This is a genomic window from Streptomyces sp. NPDC058246 (genome assembly GCF_042881985.1).
Classification (GTDB): domain Bacteria; phylum Actinomycetota; class Actinomycetes; order Streptomycetales; family Streptomycetaceae; genus Streptomyces.
On the sequence record NZ_JBHVWZ010000035.1, the window covers coordinates 1 to 24,256 of the forward strand.

At 72.3% G+C, this 24,256-nt stretch carries 23 protein-coding genes; 17 read left to right on the top strand and 6 right to left on the bottom strand.

The annotated features are described in order from the left end of the window. The first annotated feature begins 226 nt into the window (after positions 1-226). The 3 genes from ACFVXA_RS34135 to ACFVXA_RS34145 all read left to right on the top strand — a co-directional run bounded on the left by ACFVXA_RS34135 (position 227) and on the right by ACFVXA_RS34145 (position 2,092). Positions 227-460, top strand: a complete 234-nt coding sequence (locus ACFVXA_RS34135) for a hypothetical protein (RefSeq protein ID WP_390028196.1) — start codon at positions 227-229, stop codon at positions 458-460. Positions 461-613: 153 nt separating this feature from the next. Continuing rightward, complete coding sequence (locus ACFVXA_RS34140; RefSeq protein WP_383743117.1) at positions 614-1,195, top strand: helix-turn-helix domain-containing protein; 582 nt, start codon at positions 614-616, stop codon at positions 1,193-1,195. 132 nt (positions 1,196-1,327) lie between these two features. Next, positions 1,328-2,092 carry a helical backbone metal receptor gene (locus ACFVXA_RS34145; RefSeq protein WP_383743119.1) on the top strand — a complete coding sequence of 255 codons (765 nt, stop codon included), beginning with the start codon at positions 1,328-1,330 and terminating at the stop codon, positions 2,090-2,092. Here the strand turns inward: ACFVXA_RS34145 and ACFVXA_RS34150 are convergent. After that, a complete protein-coding gene (locus ACFVXA_RS34150; RefSeq protein ID WP_390028197.1) occupies positions 2,019-3,218 on the bottom strand; it encodes a TDT family transporter in 1,200 nt (399 codons plus the stop codon). The genes ACFVXA_RS34145 and ACFVXA_RS34150 overlap by 74 nt on opposite strands. Positions 3,219-3,381: 163 nt before the next feature. Here ACFVXA_RS34150 and ACFVXA_RS34155 point away from each other — a divergent pair, with 163 nt between their 5' ends. Then, entirely contained in the window at positions 3,382-4,239 is an 858-nt protein-coding gene (locus ACFVXA_RS34155; RefSeq protein WP_383907358.1) for a LysR family transcriptional regulator, read from the top strand. A 190-nt stretch (positions 4,240-4,429) separates the two neighbouring features. On the opposite strand, the gene ACFVXA_RS34160 is transcribed toward ACFVXA_RS34155, so the two are convergent. Beyond that, on the bottom strand, positions 4,430-5,110 hold the full coding sequence (locus ACFVXA_RS34160; protein ID WP_384396542.1) for a gamma-glutamyl-gamma-aminobutyrate hydrolase family protein: 681 nt from the start codon (positions 5,108-5,110) through the stop codon (positions 4,430-4,432). Positions 5,111-5,380: 270 nt separating this feature from the next. Continuing rightward, positions 5,381-6,118, bottom strand: coding sequence for a FadR/GntR family transcriptional regulator (locus ACFVXA_RS34165; protein ID WP_390028198.1), 738 nt, complete (start codon positions 6,116-6,118; stop codon positions 5,381-5,383). Between the two features lie 77 nt (positions 6,119-6,195). Here ACFVXA_RS34165 and ACFVXA_RS34170 point away from each other — a divergent pair, with 77 nt between their 5' ends. The 5 genes from ACFVXA_RS34170 to ACFVXA_RS34190 are packed head-to-tail and all read left to right on the top strand — an operon-like array spanning position 6,196 to position 12,072. After that, complete coding sequence (locus ACFVXA_RS34170; protein ID WP_383743129.1) at positions 6,196-7,566, top strand: glutamine synthetase family protein; 1,371 nt, start codon at positions 6,196-6,198, stop codon at positions 7,564-7,566. After that, positions 7,533-9,014 (top strand): aldehyde dehydrogenase family protein, encoded by a 1,482-nt coding sequence (locus ACFVXA_RS34175; RefSeq protein ID WP_390028212.1) that lies wholly within the window; start codon positions 7,533-7,535, stop codon positions 9,012-9,014. Before ACFVXA_RS34170 ends, ACFVXA_RS34175 begins: the two co-directional genes overlap by 34 nt. Further along, the gene (locus ACFVXA_RS34180; protein ID WP_383743131.1) at positions 9,011-9,811 is read left to right on the top strand and encodes a 3-oxoacyl-ACP reductase; all 801 of its coding nucleotides are present in this window, start codon (positions 9,011-9,013) and stop codon (positions 9,809-9,811) included. Before ACFVXA_RS34175 ends, ACFVXA_RS34180 begins: the two co-directional genes overlap by 4 nt. 24 nt (positions 9,812-9,835) lie before the next feature. Then, positions 9,836-11,086, top strand: a complete 1,251-nt coding sequence (locus ACFVXA_RS34185; RefSeq protein ID WP_383743134.1) for a haloacid dehalogenase-like hydrolase — start codon at positions 9,836-9,838, stop codon at positions 11,084-11,086. A 56-nt stretch (positions 11,087-11,142) separates the two neighbouring features. Then, positions 11,143-12,072 (top strand): DUF2510 domain-containing protein, encoded by a 930-nt coding sequence (locus tag ACFVXA_RS34190; protein WP_390028199.1) that lies wholly within the window; start codon positions 11,143-11,145, stop codon positions 12,070-12,072. 25 nt (positions 12,073-12,097) lie between these two features. Here the strand turns inward: ACFVXA_RS34190 and ACFVXA_RS34195 are convergent, their stop codons facing one another. Further along, positions 12,098-13,300, bottom strand: a complete 1,203-nt coding sequence (locus ACFVXA_RS34195; RefSeq protein WP_383743137.1) for an amino acid deaminase/aldolase — start codon at positions 13,298-13,300, stop codon at positions 12,098-12,100. A gap of 1,417 nt (positions 13,301-14,717) precedes the next feature. Here ACFVXA_RS34195 and ACFVXA_RS34200 point away from each other — a divergent pair. Both ACFVXA_RS34200 and mycP read left to right on the top strand, forming a co-directional pair. Beyond that, complete coding sequence (locus ACFVXA_RS34200; RefSeq protein ID WP_383743140.1) at positions 14,718-15,542, top strand: hypothetical protein; 825 nt, start codon at positions 14,718-14,720, stop codon at positions 15,540-15,542. Beyond that, the gene (mycP, locus tag ACFVXA_RS34205; protein ID WP_389472359.1) at positions 15,539-16,705 is read left to right on the top strand and encodes a type VII secretion-associated serine protease mycosin; all 1,167 of its coding nucleotides are present in this window, start codon (positions 15,539-15,541) and stop codon (positions 16,703-16,705) included. The genes ACFVXA_RS34200 and mycP overlap by 4 nt, the downstream gene beginning before the upstream one ends. 142 nt (positions 16,706-16,847) lie before the next feature. On the opposite strand, the gene ACFVXA_RS34210 is transcribed toward mycP, so the two are convergent. Next, positions 16,848-17,831 carry a serine hydrolase gene (locus tag ACFVXA_RS34210; protein WP_389513870.1) on the bottom strand — a complete coding sequence of 328 codons (984 nt, stop codon included), beginning with the start codon at positions 17,829-17,831 and terminating at the stop codon, positions 16,848-16,850. Positions 17,832-17,980: 149 nt separating this feature from the next. On the opposite strand from ACFVXA_RS34210, the gene ACFVXA_RS34215 reads away from it, so the two are divergent. Beyond that, positions 17,981-18,712 (top strand): SseB family protein, encoded by a 732-nt coding sequence (locus tag ACFVXA_RS34215; RefSeq protein WP_383743147.1) that lies wholly within the window; start codon positions 17,981-17,983, stop codon positions 18,710-18,712. Between the two features lie 88 nt (positions 18,713-18,800). On the opposite strand, the gene ACFVXA_RS34220 is transcribed toward ACFVXA_RS34215, so the two are convergent. Further along, positions 18,801-19,157, bottom strand: a complete 357-nt coding sequence (locus tag ACFVXA_RS34220) for a DUF1844 domain-containing protein (RefSeq protein ID WP_362020790.1) — start codon at positions 19,155-19,157, stop codon at positions 18,801-18,803. Between the two features lie 480 nt (positions 19,158-19,637). Between ACFVXA_RS34220 and infC the strand changes: the two genes are divergently transcribed. From infC to ACFVXA_RS34245, 5 genes are all read left to right on the top strand, one after another. Beyond that, positions 19,638-20,354: a translation initiation factor IF-3 gene (infC, locus tag ACFVXA_RS34225; RefSeq protein ID WP_362021110.1), complete on the top strand. Its 717-nt coding sequence runs from the start codon at positions 19,638-19,640 to the stop codon at positions 20,352-20,354. 152 nt (positions 20,355-20,506) lie between these two features. Continuing rightward, entirely contained in the window at positions 20,507-20,701 is a 195-nt protein-coding gene (gene rpmI, locus ACFVXA_RS34230) for a 50S ribosomal protein L35 (protein ID WP_003947156.1), read from the top strand. A gap of 96 nt (positions 20,702-20,797) precedes the next feature. Then, the gene (gene rplT, locus ACFVXA_RS34235; RefSeq protein ID WP_030356289.1) at positions 20,798-21,181 is read left to right on the top strand and encodes a 50S ribosomal protein L20; all 384 of its coding nucleotides are present in this window, start codon (positions 20,798-20,800) and stop codon (positions 21,179-21,181) included. Between the two features lie 530 nt (positions 21,182-21,711). Next, on the top strand, positions 21,712-22,569 hold the full coding sequence (locus tag ACFVXA_RS34240) for a TrmH family RNA methyltransferase (RefSeq protein ID WP_383743151.1): 858 nt from the start codon (positions 21,712-21,714) through the stop codon (positions 22,567-22,569). Positions 22,570-22,967: 398 nt separating this feature from the next. Then, the gene (locus tag ACFVXA_RS34245) at positions 22,968-24,104 is read left to right on the top strand and encodes an ATP-binding protein (protein WP_362021113.1); all 1,137 of its coding nucleotides are present in this window, start codon (positions 22,968-22,970) and stop codon (positions 24,102-24,104) included. Positions 24,105-24,256 lie beyond the last annotated feature (152 nt).

Consider the following 24,256-nt stretch of genomic DNA (forward strand, 5'->3'; position numbering starts at 1 on the left):
TCGCCGCACGGTTCCGTGCGGCGAAGCCCACCCCTCACGGCGTTTCCCCGGCCCGCGAGGATTCCGAAAACTCGGCTCCCCTCGTTCCCCCGTCCGGTCGTTCCTGCGAGTCCCCGGGTGCCGGCTTATGAGAAGGATCCGGACAACCACATCGCCGTACGCGGCTACGCCGGTCTCGACGCCCTCCCGCCGGGCGCCGGGCGTCACGGCCCGCCAATTCCGGGGCATGCTGCGGGACTTCACGGCCTGGAGCGCCGAGCCCGCCCCGTGCCCGGACCCGTCCTGGAGCCGTGAGGGACGGCGGGCGACGTGGGCGACCGCTCGGACCGCCAACTCGGCGGCGGCTACTCTGCTCACCGATCCGGACGGGCACCCGGCCCTGCTGGTCAGCCCTTTCGTCCTGCGCGAGGAGGCAGCGCCGGGGGAGGAGGGCCGGCTCGCGCGGTGGCGAGAATCGTGACCCTCGCCCTCCTTCGATGTGACAGCGATATGACGGGTGCATGAAACGGTTTGCCGAACATGCGTAGGGTGCAAACAACTCTTCAGAAGTAGAGGTCCGGGGAAGTCGCGGACCGGGGAATCAGCGGACCGACGACGCAAGGGAGGGAGCCGGATGGGCGACCACAAAGAACAGCCCCTTCGGGTGGGCGCCGCCGTCCGGCGGCGGCGCCGGGCACTGGAGCTCACTCTCGCCGTCGTGGCCGAGCGCAGCGGCCTGTCGGTCCCCTTTCTCAGCCAGGTCGAGAACGAGCGGGCCCGGCCCAGCAAGAGCTCCCTGGAGAGAGTCGCGGACGCCCTCGGTACCACCGCGGTCGAACTGCTCGCCGCCGCCGACCCGGCGTGCAGCGTCGACGTGGTGCGCGCCGAGGCCGGTGCCGAGTTCACCACCGAAGCCCAAGTGCGCCCCCTCGTGCGCGGTCACCACCAGTTGCACGCCACCGAGTTCACCGGCGACCACGACGAGGGGCGCGAACTCCAGCACCGCAACGACAGGTTGATGTACGTCGCCGACGGTGGCGTCGAGGTCGAGGCGGAGGGCCGCGCCCATCGCCTGGGACGCGGGGACACGCTGTATCTGACGGGCGGAGTGCGCCATCGATGGCGGGCGACCGGGCCGGACACCCGGGTGATCGTGGTCGAGGTCGCCGACCACATCGACGCGGTGGAGGACCGGCACGGCTTCGGCAAGCGCTGAGCTGCCGGTCGACGGCCGCCGCCGCACGTCCGGTACCCGCGCGCCGGGTCCGCAAGCGCTGAGCAGCCGGTCGACGGCCGCCGCCGCACGTCCGGCACCGGCGCGCCGGGGCCACGCTGCGATACTGACGTCATGTCCGAACCTCGCCGGACGGACGGCCGTCCCGGGCGCGCGGTGCCGCGTGTCGTCTCGCTCGTGCCCTCGCTCACCGAGGCCGTGGCCCTCTCCGTACCCGGCGCCCTGGTCGGTGCCACGGACTGGTGCAGCCATCCCGCGGACCTCGACGTCGTACGGATCGGGGGCACCAAGAATCCCGAGGTCGACAGGATCGTGGCGCTCGCCCCGGATCTGGTCGTCGCCAACGAGGAGGAGAACCGCGAGCCCGACCTGACCGCGCTGCGGGACGCCGGCGTCGAGGTGCTGGTCACCGAGGTGCGGGACGTGCGGAGTGCCTTCCGCGAGCTGGAGCGGGTGCTGCGCGCGTGCGGGGCGGGCACCAGGCCGCGCTGGCTCGACGAGGCGGAGGCGGCGTGGGCGGAACTCCCCGCGCCCGACCGCCGTACGACCGCGATCGTGCCGGTCTGGCGGCGGCCCTGGATGGTCCTCGGCCGCGACACCTTCGCCGGAGACGTGCTGGCCCGCCTGGGTGTGGACAACGTCTACGCGCGCCACGAGGACCGCTATCCCCGCATCCCGCTCGCCGACCTCAGGTCCACGTCCCCCGATCTCGTCGTCCTGCCCGACGAGCCGTACCGCTTCACCGCCGACGACGGACCCGAGGCCTTCGAAGGCGTGCCCTGCGCGCTGGTGGACGGCCGCCAACTCACCTGGTACGGGCCGTCGTTGGCGCAGGCTCCACGGCTGCTCGGCGAGGCGCTGCGAGCAGCTCACCGCTGAGCAGGCCGCGGGCCGTGCGGACGGCGGTCACCGCCCAGGCGGCCACGAGCAGTACGTACAGGCCGACCGCCAGCCAGTCGAAGACGACGACGCCGGTGTGCCGGGCCAGCGCCTCGGCGCCGGTCACGCAGGTCCCCACCGGGAAGGTGAAGGCCCACCAGGTCATCGCGAAGCCCATGCCCCGGCGGCGGGCCCGCAGCACCATCGCGGTGGACAGTCCCAGCCACAGCAGCGCGAAGCCCATCACGGGGACGCCGTAGAGCACGGCGAGCATGCCGAATCCCTGGCTGTACGGGGCGGACAGCACGCCCGGGGCGAAGTCCGCGAACTTGCCGACGGCGGTGGTCGACTGACCCAGCGGGCCGAGGACCAGGAACAGGGTCGGGGTGAGCGCGAGCGGCAGCGGGCCGGTGGTGATCAGTCGGGCGAAGACCATCGGCAGCATCAGGAAGGTGGCCAGCAGGCTCAGCCCGAACATCGCGACACAGGCGAGCAGGAGAGTCTCCTGGGGCTGGCCGGGCGGCAGATGCGGGACGAGCAGGGGGCCGAGGGCGGCGGAGACCATGGGGGCGACGAGCGGCAGGATCCACACGGGTGACGCCTGGCCGGGCTCGATCCGCTGGCGGACCACCATCAGGTACGGCACCGCCATGGCTCCGACCAGCCCGAGGACCGTACCGACGGTGAACAGGACGGCGTCGAGCGCGACCGCCGTTCCGGTCCCGATCCAGTCCTGTCCGACGACCAGGGTGGCCCCGCCGACGGCCAGGAACGCCATCGCGAGGCAGCCGTAGAAGGGGGCCATGGCCGGGTCGAGGAGGTGCGCGCGGGCCTGGTCGCGGTGGTGGGTCCAGTGCACGGTGCGGGCGGCGAGCAGGGCCACCAGCATCGCGAGCGAGAGGGCCCAGACGGCGGTGCAGGCGGTGCGCAGGCCCGGAGCGTTCCCGGGGAGCCCGGCGCCCGCCGTCGCCACGATCGCGGTCCCCATCACCGAGGCGTACCAGTTCGGCCCGAGGTGGCGGACGGTGACGGAGCGTGGGGCTCCCGCCCGGCGGTTCGGGGTGTGGATTCCCGCCTCGCGGATTCCTGCCTTGCGGAGGGGGAGGGGCTGGGCTGCGGTGACCATGTCTCCACGGTGGCGCGCGGGTGACCTCCCGACCAGGGAGTACGTTTCTATGAGGACATAAGCTGGGTTTATGGGTAAGTCGAAGGAGTCGGGTGAGTCGAGCGCCAAGGGCGATGCGCCGCCGGTGATCGGGATCGCACACCGGGTGCCGGACCTGGGGGCGATGGAGCTGCTGCTCGCCGTGGCGCGCCTGGGGAGTCTGGGGCGTGCCGCCCGTGAGCTGGGGATCACCCAGCCTGCGGCCAGTAGCCGTATCCGCTCCATGGAACGCCAGCTGGGGGTCGCGCTCGTGGACCGCTCGCCACGCGGGTCCCGGCTCACCGACGCGGGTGCCCTCGTCACGGACTGGGCGCGGCGGGTGGTGGAGGCGGCCGAGGCGTTCGACGTGGGGGCGCATGCCCTGCGGGACCGCCGTGACTCTCGGCTGCGCGTGGCCGCGAGCATGACCATCGCCGAGTATCTGCTCCCGGGCTGGCTCATCGCGCTGCGCGCCCAACGGCCCGACACGGCGGTGTCGCTCCTCGCCGGGAACTCCGCCGCCGTCGCCGAACGTCTCCTCGCCGGCGAGGCGGACCTGGGCTTCGTGGAGGGGCTTTCCGTCCCGCCCGGCCTGGATTCGGCGGTCATCGCCCGTGACCGGCTGATCGTGGTGACCGCGCCGAGCCACCCGTGGGCACGGCGGCGGGGGCCGCTGTCCGGGGCGGAGTTGGCGGCCACGCCGTTGATTCTCCGGGAGGAGGGGTCGGGGACCCGGCAGGTCCTCGCCGCCGCGCTGGGCGGCCTCGCCCGGCCGCTGATCGAGCTCTCCTCCACGACGGCGGTGAAGGCCTCCGCGGTGAGCGGGGCCGGTCCTGCCGTCCTCAGCGAGCTGGCCCTCGGGGAGGAGCTCTCCGGCCACCGTCTGGTGGCCGTGCCCCTCGCCGATGTCCGCCTCGACCGCGCCCTGCGGGCCGTCTGGCCGACCGGCCATCGCCCGACGGGACCGGCCCGGGATCTGTTGTCGCTGACGCGGGGGGTGTAGCCCTCGGCGGGGGCGGACGGGGGCGGACGGGGGCGGACGAGGGCGGACGGGGGCGGGCGGGGGCAGGAGCGCGGGGAACTGCGCGATCTTTCAGGGGGGTCTGGGGGCGCGGCCCCCAGGGATGACGGTCGAGGGCAGGGGCGGAGGGGGCGAAAACCGGCAGGCCCGCCGCACCCGCGCAGCACGCACGTCAGGAAGCGGCTCGCACCAGTGCGTGCATGACGCGCAGGTCTTCGCCCATCTCCGGGTGCCACTGCACCCCCAACACCCAAGCGGGACCAGGGAGTTCCACGGCCTCCACGGTCCCGTCCGCCGCGTGGGCGGAGACGAGCAGCCCCTTTCCGAGGCGATCCACCGCCTGGTGGTGGTACGTCGGCACGGCGGACACCTCCGGCACCACACCGGCGTACAGACTCCCCGCCACGGGCGTCACCTCGTGGCGTCCGAAGACCCCGACGTCCTTCACATGCCCGTCGATGTGCTGGAGGAGCGTGCCACCGAGCGCGACGTTCAGCAGCTGCATGCCCCGGCAGATCCCGAGGAGCGGCGTGCCCGAGTCCAACGCCGCCCGGATCAGGGCGAGTTCCCAGGCGTCCCGCTCGGGCGAGGGCGGTCCCGTACGCGGAGAGCGTTCCGTGCCGTAGCGGCCGGGGTCGACGTCCGGGCCGCCCGCGACGACCACGCCGTCGAGCCGGGCTACGGTCGCGGCGGCCTGCGCCGGATCGTCCGGCGGCAGCATCGCGGCGAGCCCGCCCGCCCGCTGCACGAGCCGCGGATAGCCGGCCGGCAGCAGCGCCGCGTCCAGCTCCCACACCCCCCAGCGGGTCCCGGACTCCAGATACGTACTGACACCGATCAGCGGCCTGCCCACGCTGCTCTCCCTAGGATCGACCAGGTCTGGGACCAACAGGATCAACCACGTCCCATGGAATGCGCCCCACGGAACGTGCCCGTCGAACGCGCTCAGTGCCATGCGCCCCACGGAGCCGGCCAACGGAACGCGCCCCACGGAGCCGGCCAACGGAACGCGCCCCATGGAGCCGGCCAATGGAACGCGCTCGATGGAACGATCCAATGGAACGTGCTCATACCTTTGCGCGGTGGGCGCGGTGGAGGCAAGTCCTCGTGCGCCCCCGACGCCTCACGTCAGGAACCCCCGCAGCAGCGCCGCCGTCCCGCCGCAGTGCTCCCGCATCATCTCGCGCGCCCCGTCCGCGTCCCCGTCGAGCACGGCCTCGACGAGGGCGGTGTGCTGCCGCTGGGAATGTTCCAGATTCCGTACGAGCAGGGGGATGCAGTCGAGGAGATCGTTGACGGAGGCGCGGACGGCCGCGTACTGGGCGGTGAGGGACGGGGAGCCGGACAGTTCCGCGAGGGTGAGGTGGAGCATCGTGTCCAGGCGGCGGTAGTCGGCCAGCGGCGCGTCGTGCGTGCGGGCGAGCGCCTCGCGCAGCCGGCCGGCCTGGTCGCCGTCGAGCCCGTGCGCGGCGCACAGTCCGGCGGCCCCCACCTCCAGCACCTCACGGAAGCGCAGCACGTCCTCGATGTCGACCTCGGCGACCCGGCGGCGCAGCTCCTGCGCGCTGGGCGCGTCGGCCCTCGGCAGCACGAAGGTGCCGCCGTACCGGCCACGCCGCGACTCGACCAGGCCCTGGTCCTGGAGCACCTTGAGCACCTCGCGCAGCGTCACCCGGCTGATCCCCAGCCGCTCCGCCAGCTCCCGCTCGGCGGGCAGCCGTTCGCCGCCCGGAACCAGTCCGAGCCGGACGACCTGGAGGATCTGCTCCAACGCCTCCTCGAACCCGTTGCCCGCCCGCACCGGCCGCAGCACCGGAGTCAGCCGGTCGTCCGCCCCGCCGTCGGATTCCACCCGCGTCATCTGGTCGTGCCCCCTTCCCAAGCAATGGTTCTCCGCAATACCTTATGGCTCTCGGCTGACCCAAGGAGGCTTTTCCGGTGGCAGACCGCACACCCCCGCTCGCCGTCGAGGAGCTGCACGCCCTCGTCGCGGCCGGTGAGATCGACACGGTCGTCCTGGCCTTTCCCGACATGCAGGGGCGACTCCAGGGCAAGCGGTTCGCCGCGCGCTTCTTCCTCGACGAGGTCCTGGAGCACGGCACGGAGGGCTGCAACTACCTCCTCGCCGTCGACACCGAGATGAACACGGTCGAGGGGTACGACATGTCCTCCTGGGACCGGGGCTACGGCGACTTCGCCATGCACCCCGATCTCGGCACCCTACGGCGCGTCCCCTGGAACGAGGGCACCGCCCTGCTCATCGCCGACCTGGCCTGGAACGACGGATCCCCGGTCGTGGCCGCGCCCCGGCAGATCCTGCGCCGCCAGCTCGACCGCCTCGCCGAACTCGGCTACACCGCCCAGGTCGGCACCGAGCTCGAGTTCATCGTCTTCAAGGACACCTACGAGCAGGCTTGGGACGCGCGCTATCGGGGCCTGACCCCGGCCAATCAGTACAACATCGACTACTCCGTCCTCGGGACCGGTCGTATCGAGCCGCTGCTGCGCCGCATCCGCAACGAGATGCAGGCCGCCGGGCTGACCGTCGAGTCCGCCAAGGGCGAGTGCAACCCCGGCCAGCACGAGATCGCCTTCAAGTACGACGAGGCCCTCGTCACCTGCGACCAGCACGCCATCTACAAGACCGGCGCCAAGGAGATCGCCTCCCAGGAGGGCGTCTCGCTCACCTTCATGGCGAAGTACAACGAGCGCGAGGGCAACTCCTGTCACATCCACCTCTCGCTCGCGGACGCCGACGGCGTCAACGCCATGGCCGGTTCCGCGGACGACCCGGGGGGCATGTCGCCGGTCATGCGGCACTTCCTCGCCGGTCAGCTGGCCGCCCTGCGCGACTTCTCGCTCCTCTACGCGCCCAACATCAACTCGTACAAGCGCTTCCAGCCCGGCTCCTTCGCGCCGACCGCCGTCGCCTGGGGGTACGACAACCGCACCTGCTCCCTCCGTGTCGTCGGCCACGGCCGCTCGATGCGGTTCGAGAACCGGCTGCCGGGCGGAGACGTCAACCCGCACCTGGCCGTCGCGGGACTCGTCGCGGCCGGCCTCTACGGCATCGAACAGAAGCTGGAGCCGCCCGAGCCCTGCGCGGGCAACGCGTACACCTCCGAGTACGCGCACGTGCCCACCACACTGCGCGAGGCCGCCGAGCTCTGGGAGAACAGTCCCATCGCCCGGGCCGCCTTCGGCGACGAGGTGGTCGCGCACTACCGCAACATGGCACGCGTCGAGCTGGAAGCCTTCGACGCCGCGGTGACCGACTGGGAGCTGCGCCGCTCCTTCGAACGCATGTGAGGCCTGTCTTGTCCGACCAGCACGCCGACGAGTACGCGGACCGGCACACCGGCGAGTACGCCGACCAGAAGACCGACGAGTACGAGCTCCAGGTACTCAATCCGGCCACCGAGGAGGTCGTCGCCACCGTTCCGGGCGCCACCGCGCGGGACGTGGGCGCCGCGGTCGCACGGGCCGCGAAGGCCCAGATCGTCTGGGCCGCACTCGCCCCCGGGGAGCGCGCCCGGCTGCTGCGCCGCTTCGCCGTGGCCGTCGACGAGCACCTCGGCGAACTGGCCCGCCTCGAGGTCCGCGAGGCCGGCCATACCCTCGGCAACGCCCGCTGGGAAGCGGGCAACGTGCGCGATCTGCTCGACTACGCGGCCGGGGGAGTGGAGCGGCTCACCGGCCGCCAGATCCCCGTCCCGGGCGGTCTCGACGTCACGATCCTCGAACCCCTCGGTGTCGTCGGTGTCATCGCGCCCTGGAACTTCCCGATGCCGATCGCGGCCTGGGGCACGGCACCCGCGCTCGCGGCCGGCAACGCGGTGATCCTCAAGCCCGCCGAGACGACCCCGCTCACCGCCCTGCGGCTGGCCGAACTCGCCCTGGAGGCCGGCCTTCCGGAGCACCTCTTTCAGGTGCTGCCGGGCGCGGGCCCCGTCGCGGGCAACGCGCTCGTCGAGCACCCCGGAGTCGCGAAGATCGTCTTCACAGGGTCAACGGCCGTGGGCAAACAGGTGTTGGCAAAGGGCTCGGCGCTGCTCAAGCGCGTCACCCTCGAACTCGGCGGCAAGAGCCCCAACGTCGTCTTCGCCGACGCCGACATCGAGGCCGCCGCGGCCGCCGCCCCCATGTCCTTCCTCGACAACTCCGGCCAGGACTGCTGCGCCCGCACCCGGATCCTCGTCCAGCGCTCCGCGTACGACCGCTTCCTCGAACTGCTCGCCCCGGCGATCGAGTCCGTCGTCGTCGGCGACCCGGCCGACGAGCGGACCCAGATGGGCCCGCTGATCTCCCGGGCGCAGCTGGAGCGCGTACGGTCGTACGTCGACGCCGACGCGCCCGGCATCCGCGGCAAGGCCCCCGAGGGCCCCGGCTTCTGGTTCCCGCCCACCGTCCTCACCGGCGTCGAGCCGCACGCGCGCGTGGCCGTCGAGGAGGTCTTCGGCCCGGTCGCCGTGGTCCTCCCCTTCGAGGACGAGGCCGACGCGATCCGGCTCGCCAACGCCACCGAGTACGGCCTGTCCGGCTCCATCTGGACCCGTGACGTCGGCCGCGCCCTGCGCGTCTCGGGGGCCGTCCGCGCCGGGAACCTGTCCGTCAACTCCCACTCCAGCGTCCGCTACTGGACCCCCTTCGGCGGCTTCAAGCAGTCGGGGATCGGCCGCGAACTCGGCCCGGACGCGCTCACCGCCTTCACCGAAACCAAGAACGTCTTCATCAGCACGGAGGGCTCCGCACAGTGACCTCAGAGACTTCAGAGACCTCGGACATCGTCTGCCGCCGGCTGGTCGGCCGCACCGCCGTCATCACCGGCGCCGGCAGCGGCATCGGTCTCGCGACCGCGCACCGGCTCGCCTCCGAGGGCGCCCACGTCGTCTGCGGCGACGTCGACGAGACGCGCGGCAAGGCGGCCGCCGAGGAGGTCGGCGGGATCTTCGTGAAGGTCGACGTCACCGACCCCGAGGAGGTCGAGGCGCTCTTCAGGACGGCGTACGACACCTACGGCTCCGTCGACATCGCCTTCAACAACGCGGGCATCTCGCCGCCCGACGACGACTCCATCCTGGAGACGGGCCTGGAGGCATGGAAGCGCGTCCAGGAGGTCAACCTCACCTCCGTCTACCTGTGCTGCAAGGCGGCGATCCCCTACATGCGGCGCCAGGGCAAGGGCTCCATCATCAACACGGCGTCCTTCGTGGCCCGGATGGGCGCGGCGACCTCGCAGATCTCGTACACGGCCTCCAAGGGCGGAGTGCTGGCCATGTCGCGCGAGCTGGGCGTGCAGTTCGCCCGGGAGGGCATCCGGGTCAACGCCCTGTGCCCGGGACCGGTCAACACCCCCCTCCTCCAGGAGCTGTTCGCCAAGGACCCGGAGCGGGCCGCGCGCCGGCTGGTGCACATCCCGGTCGGCCGTTTCGCGGAGGCCGAGGAGATCGCCGCGGCGGTCGCCTTCCTCGCCAGCGACGACTCCTCCTTCGTGAACGCCTCCGACTTCCTGGTGGACGGCGGCATCTCGGGCGCGTACGTCACGCCCCTGTAGCCCACCCCGGTGTATGCACGTCCCATGCGATACCGATCCGTCTTCGCGTGGACCCTGGCAGCGGCCGCCGCACTGGCGGCCGCGCCACCCGCCGCCCCCGCCGAGCGCGCCAACTGCCCTCGACTGTCCGGCAGTTGGTACGGCGACAACCGCGCCCACCTTCAGCAGGTCATCGACGACCGCGGCACCTGTGCCGGACACCCCGGCAGCCACCCGGTCGCCGCGTTCGACTGGGACAACACGGTCACCAAGAACGACGTCACCGACGCCACCCTCGCCTGGGCCCTGAGGCACGACAAGATCCTGCGCCCAGCGAACTGGAAGGCCACCAGCGAGTGGCTCACCGACGCGGCGGACACCGCCCTCACCGCTGCCTGCGGCACCGGCGTACCCGTGGGCGCGCCACTGCCGACCGCCACCGACACCCGCTGCACCGACGAGATCTTCGAGATCCGCGAGCACGGGAAGACGATGGGCGGCGCCCCCGCCTTCGCCGGTGACTGGAACCACCGGCGCACCGTCCCCCAGTACGCCTGGGTGCCCCAACTCTTCGCCGGACACACGGTCGCCGAGCTGACCTCGTACGCCCGCCGGGCACGCGCGGAGGTCCTCGCCGCGCCCGTCGGCTCGACCCGCACCCTCGGCACCCACACCGTCCCGGCGTACGTCCGCTACTACGACCAGCAGCGCGAGCTGATCCGTACGCTCCAACGGGCCGGATTCGACGTCTACATCGTCTCGGCGGGCTCCGAACCCGTCACCGAGGTCTGGTCGCGCGGTGTCGGCATCGATGCCCGGCACACGATCGCGATCCGCTCCGTCCTCGACCGGTACGGCCGGATCACCACCCGGAACCAGGGCTGCGGCGACGTACCGGCGAGCCGGGGCGAGGCGATCCCGTACATCGACGGGAAACGCTGCTGGATCAACCAGGAGATCTACGGGGTGCGCGGCGCCGCGGCCTGGCAGCGGCAGGACCGCGGCCGGCGCCCCGCCCTCGCGGCCGGCGACGCCGACACCGACGTCACCTTCGTCGGCGACGCCACCGGCGCGCACCTCGTCCTCAACCGCAACAAGGGCGAGTTGATGTGCCGTGCGTACGACGACGCCGACGGCCGCTGGCTGATCAACCCGATGTTCATCGAGCCGCTGCCACGCGAACGGGAGCTCTACCCGTGCTCGACGAGCGCGTACAACGAACCCGACGGAGGCGGAGGCCCCGTACGAAGGCCGGACGGATCGATCGTGCCCGATCAGAAGGACACCGTGTTCTGAGCGGCATGTGCCGAGCACCGTGTACTGATCTTCGGGGCTCGTCCTAGAGTGCCGGGATGAGTATGACGCCACCGCCCGGCTGGTACCGCGACCCGTCGTACCCGCTCGTCGAGCGCTGGTGGGACGGGACCGCCTGGACCGACCACCGGCGCCAGCCCGAGGCACCCCAACAGCCCTCGCCGCAGCAGGAGTCCGCCGAACCGGGTGCTTCCGGCCGGGCCAAGGTGGTCGCCCTCTCCGTGGCCGGAGTCGTCCTCGTCGCCTCGATCGTCACGGGTGCCCTGCTGCTGGGCCGGGACGAGGGTGGCGGCGACGCGGCGGTGCAGACCGGCCCGACCACCCCGACCGGTCCCACAGCGAGGGCGACCGACACCCCGTCGCCCTCGCCGTCCGCCTCCGCCTCCTCGGCCGACGACCCCTCCTCCGTGGTGGACGAGCTCAACGGCATCACCCTGCCGCTGCTCGACGGCTGGGTCAGGCCCCAGTACGTCGCCGAGGACGACGTCGTGATGACGACTCCGGGCACCTACGACTGCCCGGGCGACCCCGGCCTCTGCCGGCACGGCCGGGTCATCTCGCGCACGGCCACGGCGACCGACGTGAAGTCCCCGAAGGCCCTCGCCGAGCAGGACATCGAGGACGCCGCGAACGACGCGTACGACCGTGACCTCCTCGACAGCCGCCCCTACCGGGGCATCAAGTCCCACCACCTGGTGAAGGCGGGCTCGGTCGCCGTCGCCGGGCGTGCCGGGTACTTCGTGCGCTGGAAGGTCGGAACCGGGGTGGGGCCCGGCGGTTACGTCGAGTCGCTCGCCTTCCCGTCCAGCGTGGGCTCGGAGTCGCTCGTGATCGTCCGCTTCGCCTTCGACGCGGGCGCCGCCGGGCCGCCGCTCGCCGACATGGACCGGATCATCAAGGGGATACGCCCGGTGGGCGACGCCGGCACCGGCGGGGGCGTGGGCAGCAGCATCGGCCCGTCGCAGTGAACCGGGCCGACGAGGTCGCGGGAGGTCAGAGGAAGGTCTGGCCTTCGCCGCGATACGTCGGGACGGTGGCCGTCACCGCGTCGCCCTCCACCAGGTGGAGCGTGTCGAACCGCTCGCACAGCTCGCCGGCCTTGGCGTGCCGGAACCACACCTTGTCGCCGATGAGCAGATCGTCGGCCGGGGAGCCGAGCAGCGGCGTCTGCACCTCGCCGGGGCCCTCCTGGGGGTCGTACTTCAGCCCCTCCGGGAGGTAGGGGACGGGCAGCCGGTCGCGGCCCGCGGCGCCCGAGGCCGGGTATCCGCCGCCGAGTACGGTCACGATCCCGACCCCCGGGCGGCGGACGACGGGCTGGGCGAACAGCGCGGCCGGACGCCCCGTGAACGAGGTGTAGTTGTCGAAGAGCCTCGGCACGTACAGCCCCGACCCGGCCGCGATCTCGGTGACCGCGTCCTCCGCGGCGGTGTGCTGGACGCTGCCGGTGCCGCCGCCGTTGACGAACTCGAGGTCGGGCGCGACGGCACGGACGGCGCGGACCACCTCGGCGCGCCGCTGGGCGAGCTCTTTGCGGGCGGTGGCCTGCATCAGCCGGATGGCACGCGAGCGCAGGGGGCGCCCCTCGACCGCGTCGCCGACGCCCGCGATATGGCCCTCGTACGCCATGATCCCGACGAGCTTGAACCCCGGCCGGCGGGTGACGGCACGGGCCAGCTCGGCGACCTGGGCGGGAGAGTGCAGTGGCGAACGCAGCGCTCCGACCCGCACGCGGCCCCCGAGCAGCTTGAGGGAGGTGTCCAACTCCAGGCAGACACGCACGACTTCGGTGCCGCCCTGCCGGGACTCGTCGATGAGACGGAGCTGGGCCGGGTCGTCCACCATGACGGTCACGGCGGCGGCGAGCTTGGGGTCTGCGGCCAGCTCGGCGAACGCCTTGCGGTCCGCCGACGGGTAGGCGAGCAGTACGTCGTCGAAGCCGGACCTGGCCAGCCACAGGGACTCGGCGAGCGTGAAGGACATGAGTCCCGCGAAGCCGTCCCGGTCCAGGACGCGTTCGAGCAGGGCGCGGCAGCGGACCGACTTGCTGGCGACGCGGATCGGCTTGCCGCCGGCCCGGCGGACCAGGTCGTCCGCGTTCGCGTCGAAGGCCTCCAGGTCCACGATCGCGACGGGGGCGTCGAGGTGAGCGGTGGCCCGGTCGTAGCGGGCCCGGTCTGCGGCGCGGGCAGTCATGACCGAAGCCTGCCAGACTCGATTACCGCAGGGTAGGGGGACGTTCCGGGCAGATGCCCCGGGGCCCCGGACTGGTTCCCTCCGGGCCGGGGACAACCCGTAGAGTGACGCGCACGCAGGGAGGAACGACCTTGCCCCGACGGGCCCTGCCCGGGGTGACGGACCACCGGTGCGGGTATCCGTGCCCGTGGCGGGGTTCCCTTCCGCACAGGTGAAACGGCCCCGCCGAGCTCCAAGGCGGTCCGAGGCCCGGGTACGAGGAAACGGGGGGTCCATGAGCACGGAAGCGCGCCGCGCCTCCCTTCCCCCACACCCGCCGGCCCCTTCCTCTCCACCGGCCTGTTCGTCCCCACCGGCCCCTTCGTCCCCGCCGGGCTCGGCGGCTGCGTCTGCCCAGTCGGGCTCGGCGTCTTCGTCGGGTTCGGCGTCTGCTGCGGCCCTTTCGGGCTCGGCTCCGTCGTCGGCCGCCTCGTCTGCGTCGGCCCCGTCGGGCTCGGCCCCGTCGTCGGCCGCCTCGTCGTCGGCAGGCTCGGCGTCCGCGTCGGCCCCCTCGACTTGGCCGGCCGCCTCGACGTACCCGGCCTCATCGACTTGGCCGGCCCCCTCGCCTGCGTCGGCTTCGGCGACTTCGTCCGGTCCCTCGGCACCGCCGGCCCCCGTGGCTCCGCCCCGCCCGTCCGCACCGCCCCGCCCGGCCCAGCCTCCGACTTCGGCGCGGCCCGGGACGTCGGCCGAGCCCGTGCCGAAGTCCGAGTCATCGCTGCTGCCCCGTCCCACCACCGCCCCGACGGGCGATGCCCCGTCGACCGGAGGGCGGGAACAGCTGCCGGGTGAGGCTCCAGCGGTCCCGCCCCGTCCGGGGGAGCCGCCTTCGGCGGGGCAGCGGCCCGGCTCGGCACGGGCCCGGTCCGGCGGACGGTCCGTGGAGGATGGCGCGCACCGGTCGGCCGACGGAGGCGCGATGCGGGGTACGGCCCGAGCCTCGCGTGTGCCCTCGCCGCCACGTTCCTTCGACTTCTTCGACTCCTCCCCCGATACGGCCGAGACGGCTGACACGGCCGATACGTCGGCCTCCGCCTCGCGGGGCTCCGCGTCGACGTCCCGGGCGGAACCCCGGCGGTTCCCCGAACTGCGTCCCGAGCAGCGGTCGGGGGCGGTGACTCCGCCGCCGCCCGCGGCCTCCGCACGGTTCCCGGACGTCCCTCCGCCCGCCGTCGGGGCCCCGCGGTCCGGTGGGCCGGGACGCGCCGTCGTGCCCGAGGAGAGGGCCACGGAGACGACCCGGCGGCTGCGGCCCGTCCCGGCCCAGGAATCCGCCGCACCCCCAGTGACCTCATCCCCAGGCACCCCATCCCCAGCCACCCAGTCCCCGGTCCCCGCCCGGCCGGCGGGAACCCCGAGTGTGGAGCGTCCCTTCGTGTCGTTCGCGGAGCCGGAGGCGTACGACGACGGTGGCGGCGGACGTCCGCGAACGGTCGGCGGCAGGCGCACCCGGCCCCGTACCCTGGCCGCCGCGGCCTGCGTCGTGCTCGGACTCGGGCTCATCGGCGGTGCGGTGACGGGGAGTTGGCTGACCGGGGACGACACGGACGGGGCCGGCTCGCGCGGCGCGTTCACGGCGGCCGCGGGGCTCTGGCACAGCGTTCCTGTGGACCAGCTCTTCCCGCCCACCGTCCAGGGCGACGGCGCGGGCCCCGGCGGCGCCGACCGCACCTGGACGCGGATCGCCGTCGCCCCGGACACCGGCTGCAAGGACGCCTTCGACCCGCTGCTGCGCAAGGCCCTCGCCCCGGTCGGCTGCCTGCGGCTGCTGCGCGCCACCTACACGGACGCGACCCGCAGCCATGTCACCACCGTCGGCCTGCTGTTCACCAAGGCGGACGCGGCGGCCATGACCTCTCTGAAGGCCCGCTTCCAGAAAGAGGGTCTGGACCGGCGCACCGACCTGATGCCCCGTCCCTACGCCGCGAAGGGCACCGCCGCCGAGGGCTTCGGCGACGCCCAGCGCGCCTCCTGGACGGTGTCGGTCCTCACCGACGTCCCCGTCGTCGTCTACGCCGTCTCCGGCTTCGCCGACGGCCGCATCGTCACCGCTCCGCAGGCCGCCGCCGACGCCATGAAGGCCGGCGCGACCACGGCCCCCGCCCAGGCCGGCCTCGGCCACGAGGCGCAGGGGCTCGCCGACCGCGTGGAGCGAGGCCTCCGCAAGACCGCCGTCTCGGCCACGGAGAAGCCGTCATGACCCGCAAGGTGGGATTTCTCAGCGTCCTGCTGGCCGCCTCCCTCGCTCTGGTCCCCGCCACCACCGCCCACGCCGACGGCATACGCGCCAAGCAGTGGGCCCTCGACGCGATGCACACCCAGGAGGCCTGGCGGACGACCAAGGGCAAGGGCATCACCGTCGCCGTCCTGGACACCGGTGTCGACGCCCAGCACCCCGACCTCGCGGGCAACGTCCTCACCGGCAAGGACATGGTGGGCTTCGGAGCCTCCCGCGGCGAGCGCGCGTGGGCCCGGCACGGCACCGCCATGGCGGGCATCATCGCCGGGCACGGCCACGGCGCCGGCGACGCGGACGGCGTCATGGGCATCGCCCCCGAGGCGAAGATCCTCCCCGTCCGCGTCATCCTCGAAGACGGCGACTCCGCCCGTACGAAGGCCCGGACCACCCGCGGCAATGCCCTCGCCGAGGGCATCCGCTGGGCCACCGACCACGGCGCCGACGTCATCAACCTCTCCCTCGGCGACGACTCCAAGTCCGCCCATCCCGAACCCGCCGAGGACGAGGCCGTCCAGTACGCCCTGAAGAAGGGTGTGGCCGTGGTCGCCTCGGCCGGCAACGGCGGCGAGAAGGGCGACCACGTCTCGTATCCGGCCGCGTACCCGGGCGTGATCGCCGCGACCGCCGTCGACCAGTACGGCACCCGCGCCTCGTTCTCCACCCGCCGCTGGTACGCCACCGTCAGCGCCCCCGGCGTCGACGTCGTCATCGCCGACCCCGACGACCGGTACTACGAAGGCTGGGGCACCAGCGCGGCCTCCGCGTTCGTCTCCGGCGCGGTCGCACTCGTCAAGGCCGCGCACCCGGGTCTGACCCCGGCCCAGATCAAGCAGCTCCTGGAGGACACCGCCCGTAACGCGCCCAACGGCGGCCGTGACGACGCCCGCGGCTTCGGTTTCATCGACCCCGCCGCCGCGATCAAGGCCGCCGACCGGCTCAAGCCGGAAGGACTCCATTCGGCGGCGTACGGCGAGAAGTACTTCGGTCCGGGCCCCGACACCACGAAGGACGACCCCAACTCCACCGACTGGCTGGGCCCGACCGCGGGCGCCCTGGGCGTGCTCCTCCTGGTGGCGGCGGTGGCACTGTGGCGGGGCCGCAGGTTCCCGCACCACACCCCGTAAGGAGAGGCCCCCTGAGGGGCGCGGGGCAGTGACATCGTGCAGCGCAATGCCGTGACGTCGAGCTGCCGTGACGTCGAGCTGTCGTGACGTCGAGCTGTCGTGACGTCAAGCTGTCGTGACGGCAGTCGCGGCGAAGGAACCCTCAGCCCTGCCCGTCCGCGAACGCGGAGACCGCGGCCTTCGCCGCCGCCTCCACCAGCGAGATCCCCTTCGTCTTCGTCGAGTTGCCGTTCGACAGTGTCGCCACCAGGTAGCCGTTCCCGTCGACGGTGACCCGCCCGATGCTGTTGATGTCCCACAGCTCGGTCGTGCTGCGCGCCAGCCACCCGTTCTTCAGGGCCCACTGGGAACCGTCGGCCGCGGCCGACACCCCCCAGTGCTGGTCGGCCGCGATCCGGCCCATCAGACCCTGCAGATACGTCCGCGAGCTCGCGCTGAGCAGCGACTCACCGTCCCCGAACACCTGCCGCAACAAGGTCAGTTGGTCGGCGGCCGTGGTCTGCGTCAGCCCCCACAGCATGCCGTCGCCGCCCTCGGTGTCGGTCAGCCCGAAGCGCTTGTTGGCGGCGGCGAGACCGTCCGCCTTCCCGATGATGTTCCACAGCGCGGACGCCGACGTGTTGTCGCTGTTCTCGATCATCGCGGTGGCGTACGTCTTCTCCTCCGCCGTGAGATGCCGGTCCGCGTCCTGAGCCTCGAGCAGCAGCGTGGCCAGGATGTCGACCTTGACGATGCTCGCGGTGTCGAAGGTGCCGCCGCCGTACCCGGCGCTCTCACCGGACTTGAGGTCGAGCACCGCGACCGACACGTCCGCGCCGTCCGCCACGGTCACCGACTTCATCGCCTCGGCGAGCAACGCGTCCCGGTCCGGCGTGGGCTCCGTCACAGGTTCCACCGAGGCCTCCTCACTGACGGTCGGCGACGCCGAGGAAGACGCCGGAGCCGCCGAAGACCGCGACGACTCGGACGACGATACGAGGCCCGGGCCGTCGTGCGCCTGCGCCTTCACGTACACCGCCCCGGCCGCCGTACCGCTCAGGAGGACGGCGAAGGCCACCGACGTATAGACGAGCGGCTTGCGCCGGGACGGGCGGGCGCGGCGCCCGCGGGCTCTGTGACGGTCCATCCCGCGATGCTCGGCGGCGGGACTGTGCCCGCGGTTAGACGAATGTTAGAGGTGTGTCAGGGAAGGCTGAGAAACCCATGAGTCCCGTCAACGCCGGGTTACCGGGCCCGCACAAGCGCAGCAGCATCCCCCCGATAGGGTCGGGGACCGTGGCGAACAAGAACATTCCCGACTCCGGCTTCTCCGACGACGACGGCTCCGCCGATCCCCGGCTGAGCGCGGCGCTCGCGGCCTGGGCCGAGGACCGCACCGCCGTCCGGCCGGTCCTGGAGGCGCTCAAGGGCGCCCGGCTGCTGGTGCCCGTCGTGGCCGTCCTCGGCGAGGTCGAGGAGGACGAGAACGGGCTGCGCCACGAGAAGACCAGCGACATGGCGGTGCCGACCCTGAAGGCCGGCGGCCGCACGGCGCTGCCCGCGTTCACCTCCACCGCGTCACTGGCCCGCTGGGACCCCGCGGCCCGCCCCGTCGCCGTACCCCTGCACCAGGCCCTGCGGGCGGCGGCGCACGAGAAGGCCGACACGATCGTGCTGGACCTGGCCGGTCCCGTGCCCTACGAGCTGGCGGGCCCGGCCCTGCTGGCGCTCGCCGAGGGGCGTACGTCCGCCGATCCGCTCGCGGACCCCGCCGTCGTCGAGGCGGTACGGGCCGCGGTCGCCGCCGAGCCCCTGGTGGTGCGCGCCCATCTCGGCCCGGGTCGGGCCGACGGCACCCTCGCCCTCGTCCTGGACCCGTCCGCCGCCCCGGCCGAGACCGCCCGTGCGGTCGCCGAGCGACTCGCGGCCGACGAAACGCTGAGGGCCCGCCTGGTCCGCGGCCTCGACCTGGCACTGCTGCCGGCCGAGGCGACGCCGCCGGGCGAGCCCCTCTACGTACGTCCCTGAAGACGCTCGACTTCTCCGCTTCTCCGCTTCTGTGGCTTCTCGGCTTTGCCGCGTAAGCCTCCGAAGTGCTCCGCGTACGCCGTGAGTCCTAGCCGTAGATCGGGCCCGTGTACTTCTCGCCCGGGCCCTGGCCCGGCTCGTCCGGGACGATCGACGCCTCGCGGAAGGCCAGCTGCAGCGACTTGAGGCCGTCGCGCAGCGGCGCCGCGTGGAAAGAGCTGATCTCCGTCGCACTCGCGTCGAGCAGACCGGCCAGCGCGGTGACCAGCTTGCGGGCCTCGTCGAGGTCCTTGTGCTCGTCGCCCTCCTCGGTCAGACCGAGCTTCACGGCGGCGGCGCTCATCAGGTTGACGGCGACCGTCACGATCACCTCGACCGCGGGGACCTCGGCGATGTCGCGGGTCATGGTGTCGTAGTCGGGGTTCTGGGGAGGGGTGTCACTCATGCCTCACACGATAGGCCCCGGCGCGCCCGTCCCCGTGCGGGGGAGTACGGGTGGCCGCGCCCGCACTGAGCGGGGGAGGCGCACGTGCCCGCGCCCGCACTGAGCGGGGGAGGTTCGCGTGGCCGCGCCCGCACCGGGCGACAAGGGCGGGTGGCCTGCCCGGAGCACGCCGGTTCGCGCCTCTCCCGGGGAGCTGCTAACCTTGTGTAACGACCGGCTGGACACGCATGTGCCCGGCCCACAAGTGGAGGCTCCGATCTCCCACCCGACCGTCCTCAGGGATGGCGGGTCACCCGGTCAGGCGGCCACCACCGTTCCGTACGGACGGTGGAGTCGCCCGAAGTGCGCCCCGCGGTTCACCGCGGCGGTGTTCCGGTAGTCCTTGGAGCCCCGCCTGTGTCCCGTCCGGGGCATTTTTCATGCCCCGCGGTGGTTGGTCCAATGTCATCAGAGACATACGCGGCTGTCCGCCAGACCGCCGTGTGGTGCTACCGAGGAGGATCCATCAGCACCGAGCCCCGCATCAACGACCGGATTCGCGTTCCCGAGGTGCGACTTGTCGGTCCCAGCGGCGAGCAGGTCGGGATTGTTCCGCTTGCCAAGGCGCTGGAGCTTGCGCAGGAGTACGACCTCGACCTGGTCGAGGTGGCCGCGAGCGCGCGCCCGCCGGTCTGCAAGCTCATGGACTACGGGAAGTTCAAGTACGAGTCGGCCATGAAGGCCCGTGAGGCGCGCAAGAACCAGGCGCACACGGTCATCAAGGAAATGAAGCTCCGGCCGAAGATCGACCCGCACGACTATGACACCAAAAAGGGTCACGTCGTCCGGTTCCTCAAGCAGGGCGACAAGGTCAAGATCACGATCATGTTCCGTGGTCGCGAGCAGTCCAGGCCGGAACTCGGCTACCGACTGCTGCAGCGTCTCGCGTCAGACGTCGAGGACCTCGGTTTCGTCGAGTCGAACCCGAAGCAGGACGGCCGGAACATGATCATGGTTCTCGGTCCGCACAAGAAGAAGACCGAGGCGATGGCCGAGGCCCGTGAGGCACAGGCGGCTCGCAAGGCAGAAGCGAAGGCCAACCCGGGTCGCTCGCAGAACGCCGCGGACGGCGAGATCGCCGACGCGGAGATCGCCGACGCCGAGACCACCGAGGCCGAGACCACCGAGGCCCCGGCCGAGGCTTCCGCCGAGGCCTGATCCCAGGGCGAGAGCCCCGGGATACCCAGGACGCGAGTCCAGGGAGTCCCGGGACACCAGTCCAGGGATGTCAATCGATACATATGACGTTCCACCGTGCCCGGTTTCACGACCGGGCACCGGAACGCCACTGACGAGGAGAGAACGGCGCTATGCCGAAGAACAAGTCGCACAGCGGTGCCAGCAAGCGCTTCAAGATCACCGGCTCCGGCAAGGTGCTCCGTGAGCGCGCCGGCAAGCGCCACCTGCTCGAGCACAAGTCGTCCCGACTGACGCGCCGCCTCACCGGCAACGCCGAGATGGCCCCGGGCGACGCCAAGAAGATCAAGAAGCTTCTCGGCAAGTGACGTCGGGCGCGCACCGCGCGTCTGATCTCCGACCGGGACCCCATCGATTTCGGGTCGTGTGAGTCCAACCACGGCCCCGCTACAAGGAGTTAACAAGTGGCACGCGTCAAGCGGGCAGTCAACGCCCACAAGAAGCGCCGGGCGATCCTCGAAGCCGCCTCCGGCTACCGCGGTCAGCGTTCGCGCCTGTACCGCAAGGCCAAGGAGCAGGTCACCCACTCGCTGGTCTACAACTACAACGACCGCAAGAAGCGCAAGGGTGACTTCCGTCAGCTGTGGATCCAGCGCATCAACGCCGCTGCCCGCGCCAACGGCATCACGTACAACCGCTTCATCCAGGGTCTGAAGGCCGCGAACATCGAGGTCGACCGCAAGATCCTCGCGGAGCTGGCCGTCAACGACGCCAACGCGTTCGCCGCGCTCGTCGAGGTGGCGCAGAAGGCGCTGCCGTCGGACGTCAACGCGCCGAAGGCCGCGTGACGCTCGCGCTGGCTTGAGCCGGATGCACATCGGACCCGCAGGCCATGACGGCCTGCGGGTCCGATTGCGTGGGGCCCGGCCGACCTGCGGTCGGCGTGAGCGGTGAGCCTGTGCAAACCCGGTCGTCCCCTCCCCGCGAACGCTGCACGGTCGCTCCTGCGGGCCGCGCGCCGCGCGGGACGGCTGCGGGCATGGCCTGCGCCTGCCCCGCCCGCTGCCGCCGCATGCAAAGCCGGGCCAAGCCGCGCAAAACGATTCGCCGCCAAGCGCTCCACCGCGACCGCCGGACGCAGACGCAGCCCGCGAGCGGCACCGCAGCCGATCGCGCCCGGCGCCCTCGGGGCGGGAACCCGCTGCGCGGCGTGCGACCGCGACCACGACGGGGTATCCGCCAGGACGAGCGGATGCGCCGGGAAGCGGGTCCACCGCGAAGCGGATTCGCCGCGCAGCGGGTGATCAGTGCCGTCCTGGCGGGTCCGACGCCCCCGTGGCGGATGAGAACGCCCCTCCGTAACCCCGAAGGTGATCCCATGTCCCCGGCTCCCGAGCTGATCTCCCCGCGTTCGTCTCGTGTGTCCGCCGCGCGGCGGCTGGCCAGGCGGAACTTCCGAGGGAAGGAGCGGCTGTTCCTCGCCGAGGGGCCGCAGGCCGTCCGGGAGGCGGCGGCGCATCGCCCCGACGGCACCGCCACCCTCGTCGAGCTGTTCGCCACCGCCGAGGCCGCGGAGCGGTACGCCGACATCGTGGCGGACGCCCGCGACGCCGGGGCCCGAGTGCACCTCGCCGCCGAGGAGGTGATCGCCGACATCTCCACGACGGTCACCCCGCAGGGGCTTGTCGGGGTCTGCCGGTTCCTGGACACCCCGTTCGAGGAGATCCTCCGGCAGCGGCCCAAGCTCGTCGCCGTACTCGCGCACGTCCGGGACCCCGGGAACGCCGGAACCGTGCTGCGGTGCGCCGACGCCGCCGGCGCCGAGGCCGTCGTCCTCACCGACGCGTCCGTCGATCTGTACAACCCGAAGGCCGTACGCGCCTCGGTGGGGTCCCTGTTCCATCTGCCCGTCGCCGTCGGTGTGCCCGTGGAGCGGGCCGTGCAGGGGCTCAAGGACGCGGGCGTACGGATTCTCGCCGCCGACGGGGCGGGGGAGGACGACCTCGACGACGAGCTCGACAACGGAACCATGGGCGGGCCCACGGCCTGGGTGTTCGGGAACGAGGCATGGGGGCTTCCGGAGGAGACCCGCGCGCTGGCCGATGCCGTCGTGCGCGTTCCGATCCACGGAAGGGCCGAGAGTCTGAACCTCGCCACGGCCGCAGCCGTATGTCTCTACGCATCCGCCCGTGCACAGCGTGCCTCCGGAGGGTGCCGTTCCGTCACCGACAGCTAGTAGGGTGACGGGCTCGGGGGCCCTCTGCGCCAGACGAGAGGTGGGGTACGGGGATGAGTGTCGGCACGAGCGGTGCGCAGAAGGCGCCGCGAGCACGGGACGTGCGCGGCACACCCACGTCCCGGCGCGGTGAGCTCACCACCGAGCGTGAAGCCGACCCCGCCCTCGAAGCCGAAGCCCGAGCCAAAGGCGACTCCGAAGCCGGAATCGACCCCGAAGCCAAAGCCGAATCCGACGCCGAAGTTGACCCCGGAGCCGGAATCGATCTCGGAGCCGGAGTCGACCACGGAGCCAAGACCGACCCCGAACCCAAAGCCGACGCCGAACCCCAAGCCGACCTCGGAGCCGGAGTCGACCCCGAAGTCCCCCCCGAACCCAAAGGCGACCCCGAGGCCGGAATCGACCCCGGAGCCGGAATCGACCCCGGAGCCGAGCTGGGCATCGACCCCGACGATCTGCCCGACGGGCTCGTCGTCGCCGACGAGCACGGCCGGGTGGTCTGCTTCAACGCCGCCGCGGCGCGCATCACCGCCGTGCCGGCCTCCGAGGCCCTCGGACGCCGGCTCGAATCGGCTCTCCCTCTGGAGGATCTGGAGGGTCGCCGCTGGTGGCAGCTGACCGAGCCGTACGGCGGTCTGGCGATCCGCAACGGCCAGCCCGAGCGCAATCTGCTGCTGCCCGGCGGTCGTGAGGTCCTCGTCTCGGCGCGCTATGTGCGGACGAACCCCGCCGGACCCGTCCGCCGCGTCGTCGTCTCGCTGCGCGACACCGAGGCCCGCCGCCGCACCGAGCGCAGCCACGCCGAGCTGATCGCCACCGTCGCCCACGAACTGCGCTCGCCGCTCACCTCCGTCAAGGGCTTCACGGCCACCCTGCTCGCCAAGTGGGAGCGCTTCACCGACGACCAGAAGAAGCTCATGCTGGAGACCGTCGACGCCGACGCGAACCGCGTCACTCGCCTCATCGCCGAGCTGCTCGACATCTCCCGCATCGACTCCGGACGCCTTGAAGTGCGCCGCCAGCCCGTCGACATCGGCGCGGCCGTCGGCCGGCACATCCAGGCGTACGTCGCCTCGGGACAGTCGGCCGACCGTTTCCTGCTGCGCATCGAGCAGCCCCTGCCCGCCCTCTGGGCCGACCCGGACAAGATCGACCAGGTGCTCAGCAACCTCCTGGAAAATGCGGTGCGCCACGGCGAGGGAACCGTCACGATCGACGTGGCGCCCTCGGCGTCCCCGCGAGAGCGGGGCGACGACGAGAGCACAGCGAGCACGGCGACCGTCGCGAGCGCGGCGAACGCCGCCACGTCGGTCACCGTGAGCGACGAAGGCACCGGCATCCCGGAGGAGTCCATGAACCGCGTCTTCACCCGCTTCTGGCGGGGCAGCAAGCGCGGCGGCACGGGCCTCGGGCTGTACATCGTCAAGGGCATCGTCGAGGCCCACGGCGGCACCATCACGGTCGGCCGCGCCCCCGGCGGCGGCGCCGAGTTCCGATTTACGTTGCCCGTGGGCACCCCGGCGTATCTGCTCTGACGCCGAAGAGGCCCCACGGGCGCACGCGTACCGGAGTCACCCCTCGGACTGCGCGTCCAGGGCATGCTCCCACCCCGTTAGACTCGGCCTTTGGCACCTTTGCGTCCCTCGATGTGGACGATTCGTCTCCGAGTCGTCGGCGGGGACCATCC

Bases quoted from the DNA above. Each gene is read 5' to 3' on its own strand.
- ACFVXA_RS34135 (WP_390028196.1), top strand. From the start codon at position 227: ATGCTGCGGGACTTCACGGCCTGGAGCGCCGAGCCCGCCCCGTGCCCG.
- ACFVXA_RS34140 (WP_383743117.1), top strand. From the start codon at position 614: ATGGGCGACCACAAAGAACAGCCCCTTCGGGTGGGCGCCGCCGTCCGG.
- ACFVXA_RS34145 (WP_383743119.1), top strand. From the start codon at position 1,328: ATGTCCGAACCTCGCCGGACGGACGGCCGTCCCGGGCGCGCGGTGCCG.
- ACFVXA_RS34150 (WP_390028197.1), bottom strand. From the start codon at position 3,218: ATGGTCACCGCAGCCCAGCCCCTCCCCCTCCGCAAGGCAGGAATCCGC.
- ACFVXA_RS34155 (WP_383907358.1), top strand. From the start codon at position 3,382: ATGGAGCTGCTGCTCGCCGTGGCGCGCCTGGGGAGTCTGGGGCGTGCC.
- ACFVXA_RS34165 (WP_390028198.1), bottom strand. From the start codon at position 6,118: ATGACGCGGGTGGAATCCGACGGCGGGGCGGACGACCGGCTGACTCCG.
- ACFVXA_RS34185 (WP_383743134.1), top strand. From the start codon at position 9,836: ATGCGATACCGATCCGTCTTCGCGTGGACCCTGGCAGCGGCCGCCGCA.
- ACFVXA_RS34190 (WP_390028199.1), top strand. From the start codon at position 11,143: ATGAGTATGACGCCACCGCCCGGCTGGTACCGCGACCCGTCGTACCCG.
- ACFVXA_RS34195 (WP_383743137.1), bottom strand. From the start codon at position 13,300: ATGACTGCCCGCGCCGCAGACCGGGCCCGCTACGACCGGGCCACCGCT.
- mycP (WP_389472359.1), top strand. From the start codon at position 15,539: ATGACCCGCAAGGTGGGATTTCTCAGCGTCCTGCTGGCCGCCTCCCTC.
- ACFVXA_RS34210 (WP_389513870.1), bottom strand. From the start codon at position 17,831: ATGGACCGTCACAGAGCCCGCGGGCGCCGCGCCCGCCCGTCCCGGCGC.
- ACFVXA_RS34220 (WP_362020790.1), bottom strand. From the start codon at position 19,157: ATGAGTGACACCCCTCCCCAGAACCCCGACTACGACACCATGACCCGC.
- rpmI (WP_003947156.1), top strand. From the start codon at position 20,507: ATGCCGAAGAACAAGTCGCACAGCGGTGCCAGCAAGCGCTTCAAGATC.
- ACFVXA_RS34240 (WP_383743151.1), top strand. From the start codon at position 21,712: ATGTCCCCGGCTCCCGAGCTGATCTCCCCGCGTTCGTCTCGTGTGTCC.